The organism is Oceanicella sp. SM1341 (genome assembly GCF_003448965.1).
In the GTDB taxonomy this organism is placed as follows: Bacteria; Pseudomonadota; Alphaproteobacteria; order Rhodobacterales; family Rhodobacteraceae; genus Paroceanicella.
The window spans coordinates 1-13,310 of the sequence record NZ_QRGC01000053.1 but is presented as its reverse complement, the minus strand read 5'-3'; the positions used below and the strand labels follow the sequence as shown (position 1 = coordinate 13,310).

Genomic DNA, 13,310 nt, shown 5'->3' with positions numbered 1-13,310 from the left:
CCGCCGCAGCGCCCGGACCGGCCGGCCCCGAAGCCGGTGCGCCAGCCCGCGCCCCAGCAGCAGGCCCGGCCCGCGCCGCAGCCTGCGCCCAGCCAGCCCGCGCCCTCCGCGCAGACCGGCACGGCCGCGGCCCCCTCGGCCGCAGGCCAGGGCGAGACCAACCAGCGCGCGCGCGGCAACGATGCCGTCACCGTCTCCGCCGCCGAGCGCGACCGGATCGCCTCGCTCAAGGCGCAGTACGCCGCCGCGGTGCGCTCCTCCATCGCCCGTCGCCAGCGCCACCCGCGCTCGGCCCGCGGCGCCGAGGGCGTGGTGAATGTCGCCATCACCCTGTCGCGCGGCGGCGACGTGATCTCGGCCAACGTGCGCAAGGGCTCGGGCGTGAGCGCGCTCGACGACGCCGCGCTCGACGCCATCCGCCGCGTGGGCACCTTCCCGCAGGCACCCGACGGGCTGGACGGCGCAAGCTTCTCCTTCACCATCCCGATCATGTTCCGCAGCTGATCGCCCGGGGCCGGCCCGCCCGGCCCCGGACCCGCCGAGGGGCCGCACGCCCGGGGCCACGGCCTCTCGCCCGCCCCCGGCTCCCGGTCCGTCGCAAGTCCCCCGCCGCCGGAGTGGCGTGGGGGCCCGGCTGCCCTCATGCCGCGCCCCTCGCTCGCCGCTGTTCCGCACGCTGCCGGTTGTCACGTCACCGCGTGCGCCTGCCGCTGTTCCGCGTTGCTCCGGCCGCCGCCAATCCGGTTGCCTGCCTGCCGGCCTCAGCCCGCGCAGGCCCGACCGCTGCCAACGCGCGCGGACCCGGCGGCCATTTTCCAGCGCGCCCGCGGCAGCCGCAATCCGCGCGCCTCCGGGGCGGCTGTCTCGCCCGCCCCCCTTCCGCCCTCATCCCGTTGGCCTCCGGCAGGGACTATCCCGCGGGCCTCTGTTCCGCGTGCCTCAGGTGCCACCGTCTCGCCCGCCCCCGGCTGCCCTCGTCCCGCGCAGGCCCGACCTCTGCTGTCCCGCGCGGACCCGGCGGCCTATTCCCGCACGCCTGAGGCAGCCATTCTCCCGCGTGCGTCCGGCCGCCTTCGTTCCGCGCATCTCCGGCCAGATTCATTCCCTGCGCCTCGGCGCAACCTCTCCCCCCGTTCACACCCGCATCGGAATGCCGCTCGCGTCCCGGCCCATCTCCCCACGGCGCCCTGTCCGCCGCGGGGCAGGCCGCAGGCACGGGCGCCATCCGCGCCCGGCGCCGCCTCGCCCGGGGGGAGGCGGCGCCGGGCGGCGCATCGTCGCCTGTGATGGTCCTGCCGCCTGCCAGCCGCCGGGAGCTTGCGGGGGAGGGCGGTGCCCGGCCCTGCGAGACGGGACCCGCCGGCCCATGTCATCGAAGCGTCATGGCCCTGTCTCGGCGGCGTCGCGGCCGTGTCGCATGGGGGCGGCTTCGGGGGCTTTGCCAGCCCGGCGCCGCCCCCTATCCTGCCCCGACCCCAGACCGGAGATCGCCGCGCATGACCCTGCTCGACACCGCCCCCCGCCCCGAGACCCTCGTGCAGGCGGAGAGCTTCACCCTCTCCAACGCCGTGCTGGTGCTGCCGGACCGCGTGGTCGAGGGCGGGCTGAGGGTGGAGGAGGGGCGCATCGCCGGCCTCACCCGCTCCGCCGGCATCGACATGGGCGGCGACGTTCTGATGCCCGGCATCGTCGACATCCACACCGACCACGTGGAGAAACACGTCTTCCCCCGCGCCTCGGTGCGCTGGGACATGCTCAACGCCTTCCTCGCCCATGACGCGCAGGTGATCGGCTCGGGCATCACCACCGTGTTCGACAGCCTGCCGGTGGGGGCGGCCATGCACCGGCCGGAGCGCCGCGAGATCCTCGCCGAGCTCGTGGCGGCGCTGGAGGAGGCGCGGGCGCTGGGCCTGCTGCGCGCCGACCACCTGCTCCACCTGCGCTGCGAGGTGAGCGACACCGCCACCCCCGCGCTCGCCGCCAGCGTGATCGACCGGGCGCAGATCGTCTCGGTGATGGACCACACCCCGGGCGACCGGCAGGTGACCGACGTGGAGGACTGGGTGCGCGGCATGGCGCGGGACATGCAGGTGAGCCTGGAGGAGAGCCGCGCGCTCACCGAAGAGCTCATCGCCCGCTCGGGCCGCGAGGGCGCGCGGGTGCGCGCCGAGGTGGTGGCGCTGGCGCGCGCGCGCGGCCTGCCGCTGCTGAGCCATGACGACGCGAGCCCGGCCCATGTCGCGATGGCCCGGGCCGAGGGCGTGGCGATCTCGGAGTTCCCCACCACCCGGGCTGCGGCCGAGGCGGCGCGGGCGGCGGGGCTCGCCATCGTGGCGGGGGCGCCGAATTACCTGCGCGGCGGCTCGCAGAGCGGCAACGTGGCGGTACGGGAGTTGCTCGGCGCCGGTCTCGTCGATATCCTCGCCTCCGACTACGTGCCGCGCGCGCTCATCGACGCGGCCTTCGCCATCGCCGATGACCCGGACCTGCCCCAGGGCCTGCCCGAGACCGTGCGCATGGTGAGCGCCACGCCCGCCGCACTCGCCGGGCTCGCGGACCGGGGACGGCTGGAGCCCGGGCTGCGCGCCGACGTGCTGCGCGTTGCCCGCCCGCGCGGGCGCAGCCACATCCGCGGCATCTGGCGCGCGGGCCGGCGCATGGCCTGACCCGCCGGACCGGCCGGTGCGCGGGCCCCCGCATGGGGGCCAAGGTGTTGCGGATCAAGGCAATCGGGCTAGTTTGCCTGCGGCGGAGTGCCTCGCGCGCGCCACCGCCGAAAAATGCCGCCGAACCAGATCGACGAGGACCGACTTGACCAAGAGCCATCTGCCGCCGGGGCTGCTCCGCGCCCTCCTCACGGGCATTGCCGCCCTGTTCCTGCTGCTGCAGGCCCCCGCCTTCGCCCAGCAGGCCGGGGGCCAGGACACGGGAGGCACGGCGGAGCAGAGCGACGGCGGCGCCTCCGGCGAGACGGCGGAAGGCAGTCCCGACGCGCGCTCCCAGGCCGCGGCGCTGGTCACCATCCTGCAGGACGAGGGCGCGCGCAACGCGCTGATCTCCGAGCTCGAGCGCATCGCCGACGGCGCGGAACCCGCGGCACCGGCCGGAAGCGGCGCGGCCGCGGCCCCGGCCGATGGCGATGCCGCCCCGGCGGCCGATGGCGGCGGTGGTGAGGACGTGATCACCACCCAAGCCTCCGAAAACGGCGGCGCCTTCGTGCGCGACCTCGCGGAGTTCACCCGCGCCACGGCCGAGGACCTCGCGGCCAGCGTGGCGAATTTCGGCGAGCGGCTGCAGACCACCGGCCAGATCTTCTCCTCGCTCAGCGGCGAGCAGGTGGCCCTGCTGCTGCAGGCGCTCTCCGAGCTCGCCTATACCATCCTCGCCACGGTGGTGGTGTTCCTCGTGCTGCGCTGGCTGGCCCGGCGGCTCTACCGGGGCATGGGGCGCCGGGGCGAGCACTCCGTGCTGCACAAGTGGGCGCTCATCGTCGCCTCGGTCATCGTCGATGCGCTGGTGGTCGGCGTGGCCTGGGCCGTGGGCTACGCGGTGGCGCTGATGGTCACCGGCCAGGCCGGCTCCATCAGCCTGCCGCAGACGCTGTACCTCAACGCCTTCTTCGCCATCGAGATGGTGAAGGTGGTGATGCGGGCCGTGCTCTCGCCGGCCACCGGCGCGCTGCGGCCGGTCAACGTGTCGGACCGCGTGGCCCGCTACCTGTCGCGCTGGTTTGCCGTGATCATCTCGGTGCTGGGCTATGGCCAGTTGCTGCTGCTGCCGGTGGCGCGGGCCAACGTCTCCTGGTCGGCCGGGCGGGCGATCTCGGCCGTGGTGCTGCTCATCACCGTCATCCTGCTGATCTGGCTGGTTCTGGCGAACCGCCGGCGCTTCGGCGCCTGGCTGGTTGCCGACGGACAGCGCGCCTCGCGCGGCACCATCCGCCGCTTCGTGGCGCGCAACTGGCACGTGCCGGTTCTCGTCGCCATCGTGGTGCTGTTCTTCGTGGTGATGGTCCAGCCCGACCGGATGCTGTTCCCGGTGCTCTGGGGCGTGGCCAAGGTGCTGATCGTCGCCACGGTGGGGATGATCATCTCCGACGCGCTCACCCGCGCCATGGTGCGCGGCGTGGTGCTGCCGGACACGGTGAAATCACGCCTGCCGCTGCTGGAAAACCGGCTGAACGCCTTCGTGCCCAAGGCGCTCTTCGTGCTGCGCACGCTGATCCTGCTGCTGGTGATCGGCATCGCGCTGCAGGCGGTGGGCGTGTTCGACCTCGGCGCCTGGTTCGACAGCGATGCCGGCGCCCGCGTCTCCGGCACGGTGGTGAGCGCGCTGGTGATGCTGCTGGTGGCCTTCCTGCTGTGGCTCGCGCTCAGCTCCTGGGTGGACTACCGGCTCAACCCCGAGTTCGGCCGCCCCGCCACCGCGCGCGAGCAGACCCTGCTCACCCTGCTGCGCAACGCCGCCACCATCGCCATCGTGGTGATCACGCTGATGTTCGTGCTCTCCGAGATCGGGGTGGACATCGCGCCGCTCATCGCCTCGGCCGGTGTGCTCGGCCTCGCCATCGGCTTCGGTGCGCAGAAGCTGGTGCAGGACATCATCACCGGCATCTTCATCCAGTTCGAGAGCGCCATCAACGTGGGCGACGTGGTCACCGTGGGCGGCACCACCGGCTCGGTGGAGCGGCTCACCATCCGCTCGGTGTCGCTGCGCGACCTGAACGGGGTGTTCCACATCATCCCCTTCTCCTCGGTGGACATGGTGTCGAACTACATGCGCGGCTTCTCCGCCTACGTGTGCGAGATGGGCATCGCCTATCGCGAGAGCGTGTCGGACGCCAAGCAGGCGATGCTGGACGGGTTCGAGGAGCTGAAGAAGGACCCCGAGCACGGCCCCCAGATCATCGGCGAGCTGGAGTGGCACGGCCTCACCGCCTTCGGCGACAGCGCCATCATGGTGCGTGGCCGCATCGTCACCCGGCCGGGCAAGCAGTGGGGCCTGGGCCGCGCCTACAACGAGATCCTGAAGCGGATCTTCGACGAGCGCGGCATCGAGATCCCGTTTCCTCACCAGACGCTCTATTTCGGCGAGGACAAGGACGGCAACGCCCCCGCGGCCAACATCCGCCTGAAGGAAGTGCCGGGGCCCGCGGTGATCGACGCGAAGCCCGAGGCCCCCGCCGCGCCCGGTGCGTCCGCTGCGCCCGAGGGGCCTGCGCGCAAAAGCCCCGCAGGCCCGGACATGCCGGCCGAAGAGGACGAGCTCTGAGCCGCCGGGCGCCGCGGCCGCCCGGCCCGGCGCCGGCGGCCCGGGGCCGCGGATGACCGTCCCGCACGTGCGGGGCCACGAGACGCCGGGGGCCGCGCGGAGAGATCCGCGCGGCCCCCGGCCGTTCTGCGGGCCGCCTCCGGCGGGGAGGCGCGCTCCGGTGTCAGCGCTGCGCGGAGCAGCGCAGGGCGACGATGCTGCTGCCGGGCCCGGCAGCACTTTCCCGCAGCCGCGTCGCCGCCGCCTCGAGATAGGCGACGAAGCGCAGCGCCTCGCCGGTGGGACCGGCGCCGGGGAACCCCGCGAGGGCCTCGCGCGCCGCCTCGGCGAGCGGGAGCCCCAGCGGCACCAGCATCGCCCAGCGGATCATGGCCTCCTCCGCGGTCATGCCGCGGGGGCGCCATTCCGGGCGCATGGGGTGCACGTTGGTCTGGTCGGGGTCGGCCATCGCCGCGACAAGGCCGGCGAGAGCCGGCCCGAATCGGTGTCCGGCGGGGAGAGAGTCGGTCATTCGGGCGCGCTCCTTCGAGGCTCGGGGCAAGAGCCGCACGGCGGAGAGCCCGGATCGCGCGCGCACGCCACCCGGACCCCGCGACCCGCCGTCCGGGTGTGGAGTTCTGCGCATGATCTGACGCTTCGCCAGCGCCGGAACGGCCGCGGACCCGGCAGGAAAGGCGCGAATGCCGCCCTGTCCGGGTTCGAAAGCTTGGCTTTACCGTCCGTTATTTTGTGGATATCGGCCCCCCCGGGCCGAGGTCCCCTGTCTTCCCCCCGCGAGACGAAACCCCGTCATGCGGGGGCAGTATGCAGGGACACCCGGATTTCGGCAACAGGGATCCGCGCTCAGACGTCGACCTCGACCCGGCCGATGGGATTCGAGCAGCAGGCGAGAATATGGCCCGATGCAATGTCATCGTCCGAAATTCCGCCGTTGTGCACCATGTGCACCTCGCCCGAGATCTTGCGCACCTTGCAGGTGCCGCAGACGCCGAACTGGCAGGCCGAGGGGATGTTGAGCCCCGCCGCCTTGGCCACCTGCAGGACGGTGTCGGTCTCGCGGCAGGCGGCTTCCACGCCGGAGGCGGCGAACACCACGGCGGCGCTGCTCTCCTCGTCGGGGATGACATCGTCGGGCGCCTCGCGCTCGCTCTCGGCCAGCACCGGGGCGACGAAGCTCTCCTCGTGGTAACGGGCCATGTCGAAGCCCACCGAGTGGAGGATGTCGCGCACCTCCTGCATGAACGGGCCGGGGCCGCAGCAGAAGATCTCGCGCTCCAGGTAGTCCGGCGCCATCAGCGGCAGCATGAGCTGGCTCAGCCGGCCGCGGTAGCCGGTCCAGGCCACGTAGGGGTCGTCCTCCTCGATCACGAAGGAGATGTGCAGGTCCGGCAGGCGCTGGGCCATGCGCTCCAGCTCGGCGCGGAAGATGATGTCGGAGGGGCGGCGGGCGGCATGCACGAAGGTGATGTCGGTATGCGCGCCGTCGTCGTAGAGCCAGCGGGTCATCGACATCATCGGGGTGATGCCCGAGCCCGCGGAGATGAACAGGTACTTCTCCGCCGGGTGGTTGTGGAAGGTGAACAGCCCGCCCGGCCCGTAGGCGCGGAAGGTGTCGCCCACCTGCACGTTGTCGAGCATCCACTGCGAGCCGAGGCTGCCGCGCTGCGCCTTCACCGTGATGGCGATGGAGAGCGGCCGCGACGGGCTGGAGGACAGCGTGTAGGTGCGCAGGAGCTTCTCGCCCGGGGTGGGCAGCTCGATGGTGATGAACTGGCCGGGGAAATACTTGAACCAGCTGTCGTCGGTGGTCTTGAAGCAGAAGGTCTTAACACCCGGCGCCTCGGGGAGGACCATGGTGCATTCGAGCTCCTGCGCGTCGGTCCAGAACCGACGCGCATCGAGCGGCTTGAAGTCCTTGCGCGGCATGCGGCTCATTCCGCCGCGACGTGCAGCGAGCTGCCCGGCAGGCGGGCGCGCAGGGTGTTGCAGTACCAGTCGACGAACTGGGCGACGCCGCTCTCGTGGTCGGCGGCATAGGGGCCGGGCTCGTAGGCGGGCGAGCGGATGCCGAGCTGGTTCTGCTCCACCAGGCGGCGGTCCTCGTCATTGGTGGCGAGCCAGACCTCGGTGAGGGTCTTCACGTCGTAGTCCTTGCCCTCCACCGCGTCCTTGTGCACCAGCCAGCGGGTGGTGACCTCGGTGCGCCCGGCGTCGAGCGGGGTGACCCGGAAGGTCACCGCGTGGTCGCCCAGGCAATGGTTCCAGATCGTGGGGTAGTGGAACATCAGCAGCGAGCCCGGGCGCTGGCTGCGCACGCCGCCCAGCGGCAGCGAGACCGCGCGCTTGCCCGACATGGTGAAGCTCTCCGCGTCGCGCAGCAGCGGCATGCGCATCAGCCGGTGCTGGCCGTCCTCCGAGAGGGTGAATTTCGAGGGCAGGCCCTCGGCCTCGCAACGCGCCCAGTGGGCGTTCACCTCGGCATCGCCCTCCACCCCGATCACGCCGGTGAGGGTGGGCGCATCGGAATAGGTGCGGCACAGCTCGGGGTGGGAGCCGGCGCAGTGGTAGCACTCGCGGTTGTTCTCCCACACCAGCTTCCAGTTGCCGTTCTCCACGATGGTGGTCTCGTGGGCCACCTTCGCCTCGGCGATGCGGTGCGGGGCGAGATAGGGCTCGGCCACGCGGCGGTAGGCCTCGAAATCCGGCGCCTGGGCGGCGAAGCAGATGAAGATGTAGCCGGCCACGCTCTCGCAATGCACCGGTTTCAGCCCGTATTTCGAGGCCTCGAATCCCGGGCCCATCTCGCGCGCGTAGAGCAGCCGGCCGTCGAGCTCGTAGGTCCACTGGTGGTAGGGGCAGACGAGCTTGGGCGCCGAGCCCTTGTGGGTCTGGCAGATGCGCGAGCCGCGGTGGCGGCACGAGTTGTGGAAGGCGCGGATCCTGCCATCCGCGCCGCGCACCACGATCGCCTCGGCATCGCCCACGCGCCAGGTGAAGAAATCGCCGGTCTTCGGGATCTCGCAGTCGTGCCCGGCGAAGAGCCAGTCGCGATGCCAGATCAGCGCCATGTCCTGCGCGAAGATCTCGTCGTCGGTGTAGAAGGGCTGCTGCAGGCTGAAGCCCGTGTTCTGCCCTGCCAGCAGGCCCGCAATCCGTGAAGTGGCGTCCATAGCCCGTGTCTCTCAAGTGGCCGCTCGGGCCGGGTTGGCTTGCTGCCTCCCCGTCGGGGAAGCGGTTCGGCGTGCGGCCCGCGGGCCGGGGCCCCCGGGGGCACCGGGGGCGGAAAGTGCTCCGTCCCGGCCGGATGGCGGCGCCGGGGCGGGAGGGGAGCGGGGGGAGATGTCGTTTTCCGGCCTCTTCCGGCCTGTCACGGGCCCGGCACGACAGCGCCGCGCTCCCACGCAACGCCTGTCCGGACGGGGCCACATTGCCGCAAGCGCGCCCCGGCCTCCTGCCGGAAAGCGACAGGCGATGCAGCGTTCAAGACATGGGCCCGGCGCGGAGGCCGGCGGGCCGGGCGGGGGGCAGGGCTGCGGGCTGGGCGGGGGGCAGCGTCAGCGGGTCGCGGTGCACAGGAAGACCGTTGACGTTTCCGACATTTTTAGTAGGTTACTCCACGTCGTACCGCCACCCTGTGCACCGGGGAAGCCTCGATCGGTTTTTCCTTCCTGCACCGGGCCCCCAATGACCCTCCATTTCGATTCGCTCCTTTGCGCGCGGCGTCATGCCCGCGTCCTTCCGCTTTGCCTGTTCGCGGCCGCCGCCCTGCCGGGCGCCTCCGCGGTGGCGCAGGATATCGCGGACGGCACGGAGGCCGCGGGCAGCGAGATGGCGCTGGACCCGATCGTGGTGGACAATGCCGCCCCCGCCCCGGTGGGCGCGCCGGTGGACGTGGTGACGGCCGAGGAGATCGCCCGCCTGCCCCCGCGCACCACCTCCGACCTGCTGCGCGACATCCCCAATGTCACCGCCTCGGAAGACCCGCAGAACCCCGGCGTGAACGTGAACATCCGCGGCCTGCAGGACCAGACCCGCGTGAACATGATGATCGACGGCGCGCGGCAGAATTTCCAGCAGTCGGGCCACGGCGCGACCGCGCTGGTCTATGTCGACCCGAACATGGTCCGCGCCGTGGAGGTGGACAAGGCGGTGAACGCCACCGTGGGCTCCGCCGCCACGCTGGCAGGCTCGGTCAACTTCCGCACCCTGCGCGCCGAGGACCTGCTGGAGGGCCGCGACATGGCGGGCGAGCTGATCGGCACCACCGGCACCAACGGCATGGATTTCAGCGGGTTCGCCGCCGGCGCCGCCCGGCTGAACGACACGCTCTCCGTGGTCTTCGCCCTCAGCCACCGCGAGACCGGCGACTACGAGATCGGCCGCAACGGCACGGTCTACACCGCCGCCGACACGCCCTACGACGCGGGCGAGAACGTGAGTTTCACCGGCTCGGACACCTGGTCCGGCCTCGGGCGCGCCACGCTCGACCTGTCGCCCGCGAGCCGGGTGGAGATCGGCTATCTCGGCTACCGCTCGGAGTTCGGCACCGGCGAGGGCGAATACATCGACGAGACCACCCTCACCACCGGCACCGGCACGCTGAGCTGGGACTACGACCCCGGCGACGCGCTGATCGACCTCTCCACCCGGCTGTGGATCACCACGCTGGACAGCGACGAGTATCGCCCGCCGCGGCCGAGCTACGATTCCTTCTCGGTGGATTACGGCCTCACCACCTGGGGCGGCAGCGCCTCCAACACCAGCCGCTTCGCCGCCGGGCCGGGGGATGTCTCGCTCACCTACGGGGTGGAGGGGTTCATCGACAGCACCGACACCGTCTCCCTCGCCGCCAACCAGGCGGACGACCCCGACAACGTGTGGTTCTCGGGCGCAAACCCCGAGGGCGAGCGCGAGGTGGGCTCCGGCTTCCTCTCCGGCCAGTACGACATCGGGCGCTGGAGCCTGTCGGCCGGGCTGCGCTACGACGCCTACTCGCTCAGCGGCACCGCCAGCACCTACGTGCGCACCACCGGGCCGGACGGCACCCGCACCGGCGGCTACACGGACGTGCCGGTGGACAGCTCGGGCGGCCGCTTCGTGCCCTCCGCCGGCATCGCCTACGAGATCGCCGACGGCCTGCGCCTGTTCGCCCGCTACACCGAGGGCTACCGCCCGCCCACCATCATGGAGACGGTGTTCGGCGGCCAGCACATCGGCTTCAACGCCTATTTCGGTCCGAACCCGAACCTGCGCCCGGAAATCTCCCGCACCGCCGAGGCCGGCCTCACCTGGGAAGGGCGCGACCTGGTGCTGGAGGACCGCTTCCGCTTCGGCGCCACGATCTTCGAGCGCCGGGTGTCGGATTACATCGGCCTCGCCACGGTCTACGGCAGCCCCACCGGGGGCGACGACCTCTCCTACTCGGCCTACGTGAACTACGAGGGCACCTCGCGCTTCCAGGGCGTCGAGCTCTCGGCCGATTACGACGCCGGCGGCTTCTACCTGCGCGGCAGCCTCGCCACGCTCGATTCCGACATCTCGCGGAAATACGACGCCTACATCTACGACGACCGCACCACCCCGATGGAGGGCTCCACCCAGGCCAGCGTGGTGTCGCCCGACCTGCGCTGGTCGCTCGAGGGCGGGGTGCGGGTGTTCGACCGCAGGGTCGAGCTCGGCGGGCGGGTGACCCATGTCTCCGCCTCCGAGAACGACCTGTCGAGCTACAACCTCGACGCCTTCACCACCTTCGATCTCTACGGCTCCTGGCAGATCACCGAGACGGCCGCGCTGCGCCTCTCGGTGGAGAACCTCACGGACGTCGCCTATGTCGACCCGCTCGGCTCCGCCGCCTACCCGGCGCCCGGGCGCACCGCCTCGCTCACGCTCCAGATGAAGTTCTGAGCCCGAGGCCGGCCTTTCCGCCCCCGCCACCCGCACACGCAAGGCAGCAGGGCATTTTCCGAACACACCCGTATCTGAGGGGATACACAATGCAGACCAACGTCACGCTTCTTGCATCCGGCGGCATCGACCTCGACGCCTACTTCGCCAATTTCGACGCGAACTTCTCGCTCTCGGGCTTCGGCGCCTTCTCCAACATGGCCACCTTCTCGGGCAACTACATGGGCATGTCCTCCGACGCCGATGCCCTCGCCTTCCTGGCCGAGGGTGACCTGGGCTACCAGTTCACCAACCACCACGTCGACGGCACGGTGAACACCATCTCCTTCGGCACCGAAGGCGAGGCTGTCCTGAACCCCGGGACCGGCCTCTACGACCTCTCGCTCGGCTCCACGGATTTCGTGCTCGAGTTCTCGCCCGAGCTCTCCACCGCCGCCGGCGACGACGTGCACGGCCTGATCTACGACCTGATGTCCGACGGCACCGCGCCGGAGGGCAACACCTCCACCCTCGTGTCGCTGCTGGACATGACCGGCGTGGCCCTCACCGGCTCGGACGGCGACGACAGCTTCTCGGGCACCGACGCGGACGACCACATGGTCGGCGGCTGGGGCCGTGACGTGTTCCACGGCGGCAAGGGCGACGACGTGCTGGTGGGCAACATCGGCAACGACCGCCTGTTCGGCGGCGCGGGCGACGACAAGCTCTACGGCGGCCGCGGCAACGACCTGCTGCGCGGCGGCGCGGGCGACGACATCCTCGTCGGCGGCGCGGGCGAGGACATCTTCGTCTTCCGCGGCTCCAACCTCGGCGTGGACCGGGTGATGGATTTCACAATCGGCGAGGACACCATCCGCCTCTCCGCCGACGCCTTCTCCGGCTTCGAGGCGCTCGACATCAGCTCCCGCGGGGCCAACAGCTACGTCGACCTCGGTGACGGCGACGGCTTCGTGCTGGTCGGCGTCGATGCGGACAGCCTCACCGCGAGCGACTTCGAGTTCGTCTGATCCTCTTCGCGCGTCCGGGCGGCCACCGTGCCGCCCGGCCCATTCCCGGAGCATGACATGACCATCACCATCACTCTCGAGAACAACGACGGCATCGACCTCGACGCCTATTTCGCCGCCTTCGATTCCACCTTCACCCTTTCGGGCTTCGGTGCGTTCAGCAACGGCTTCTCCGGCGCCTACATGGGCAGCACCGAGAGCGTGACCGCCACGCCCGACATGGCCGCCCAGGCCTTCTACGTGGACGGCGACCTGGAATACACCTTCGCCTCCCACACGGTGGACGGCACCATCTCCTCGATCTCCTTCGGCTACGGCGGCTACCAGAGCGGCGCCTCCCTGGCCCTGGCGCAGACCGACATCTCCCTGGCCTTCTCCGCCCCGCTCGACTCCGATTCGGGTGACGACGTGCAGGGGCTGGTCTACGACCTGATGTCCGACGGCACCCCGCCGGCAGGCAACACCTCCACCCTGCGCGAGATGCTCTCGGAGGAGCGCATGGACGTCTGGGGCAGCTACGGCGACGACGTGGTGACCGGCTCGGACACCGCCGACGTGATCCGCGGCCGCGGCGGCGACGACATGATCTACGGCGGCGGCGGCAACGACCGTCTGCTGGGCAACAACGGCGACGACTGGCTCTACGGCGGTGCCGGCCGCGACTGGCTGTTCGGCGGCGAGGGCAACGACCTGCTGTTCGGCGGCGCCGGGCGCGACGTGCTCTACGGCGGCGCGGGCGACGACCGGCTGGCCGGCGGCGGCAACGCCGACCTCTTCGTGTTCGACACGCTCGACACCGGCAACGACCGCATCGTCGATTTCAACGCCGAAGTGGGCGACGTGGTGGCCTACGAGGCCGGCCAGTTCACCGATTTCGCCGACCTGCAGGACAGCATGTACCAGCGCGGCGACAACACGGTCATCCTCGACGACCACGGCAACCGGCTGGTGCTGGTCGGGGTCGAGGCCGATACGCTCACCGCCGACAGCTTCAGCTTCGGCTGAGCGCGCGGCGCCGCCCGCCCGGGCGGCGCCCTGCCTTTCCCGGCCGCGCGCGGGCCTGCTCCGCCTGCAACCGGCCGCGGCCCCGGCCATCCGCGCGCTCCGGGCGCGCGGTGCACCCCTGCC

9 protein-coding genes are annotated in these 13,310 nt (G+C 71.5%); 6 read left to right on the top strand and 3 right to left on the bottom strand.

The genetic code is table 11. From position 1 onward, the window contains the following. The 3 genes from D3P35_RS25075 to D3P35_RS25065 all read left to right on the top strand — a co-directional run. Positions 1–504 (top strand): energy transducer TonB (locus D3P35_RS25075; RefSeq protein ID WP_157982322.1); only part of this gene is annotated, 504 nt, incomplete at its 5' end. A gap of 992 nt (positions 505–1,496) precedes the next feature. Further along, complete coding sequence (locus D3P35_RS25070) at positions 1,497–2,666, top strand: alpha-D-ribose 1-methylphosphonate 5-triphosphate diphosphatase (RefSeq protein WP_118138670.1); 1,170 nt, start codon at positions 1,497–1,499, stop codon at positions 2,664–2,666. Positions 2,667–2,811: 145 nt separating this feature from the next. After that, complete coding sequence (locus D3P35_RS25065) at positions 2,812–5,271, top strand: mechanosensitive ion channel domain-containing protein (protein ID WP_118138669.1); 2,460 nt, start codon at positions 2,812–2,814, stop codon at positions 5,269–5,271. Positions 5,272–5,434: 163 nt separating this feature from the next. On the opposite strand, the gene D3P35_RS25060 is transcribed toward D3P35_RS25065, so the two are convergent. From D3P35_RS25060 to D3P35_RS25050, 3 genes are all read right to left on the bottom strand, one after another. Further along, positions 5,435–5,782 (bottom strand): hypothetical protein, encoded by a 348-nt coding sequence (locus tag D3P35_RS25060; RefSeq protein WP_118138668.1) that lies wholly within the window; start codon positions 5,780–5,782, stop codon positions 5,435–5,437. A gap of 332 nt (positions 5,783–6,114) precedes the next feature. Continuing rightward, positions 6,115–7,197, bottom strand: a complete 1,083-nt coding sequence (locus tag D3P35_RS25055; protein ID WP_370032580.1) for a 2Fe-2S iron-sulfur cluster-binding protein — start codon at positions 7,195–7,197, stop codon at positions 6,115–6,117. A gap of 5 nt (positions 7,198–7,202) precedes the next feature. Next, a complete protein-coding gene (locus tag D3P35_RS25050) occupies positions 7,203–8,441 on the bottom strand; it encodes an aromatic ring-hydroxylating dioxygenase subunit alpha (RefSeq protein ID WP_118138667.1) in 1,239 nt (412 codons plus the stop codon). A 613-nt stretch (positions 8,442–9,054) separates the two neighbouring features. Between D3P35_RS25050 and D3P35_RS25045 the strand changes: the two genes are divergently transcribed. The 3 genes from D3P35_RS25045 (at position 9,055) to D3P35_RS25035 (ending at position 13,187) form a co-directional block, all read left to right on the top strand. Further along, positions 9,055–11,175, top strand: coding sequence for a TonB-dependent hemoglobin/transferrin/lactoferrin family receptor (locus tag D3P35_RS25045; protein WP_157982321.1), 2,121 nt, complete (start codon positions 9,055–9,057; stop codon positions 11,173–11,175). An 89-nt stretch (positions 11,176–11,264) separates the two neighbouring features. Next, positions 11,265–12,182 (top strand): calcium-binding protein, encoded by a 918-nt coding sequence (locus D3P35_RS25040; RefSeq protein ID WP_118138665.1) that lies wholly within the window; start codon positions 11,265–11,267, stop codon positions 12,180–12,182. A 57-nt stretch (positions 12,183–12,239) separates the two neighbouring features. Further along, entirely contained in the window at positions 12,240–13,187 is a 948-nt protein-coding gene (locus D3P35_RS25035) for a calcium-binding protein (RefSeq protein WP_118138664.1), read from the top strand. The last annotated feature ends 123 nt before the right edge of the window (positions 13,188–13,310 follow it).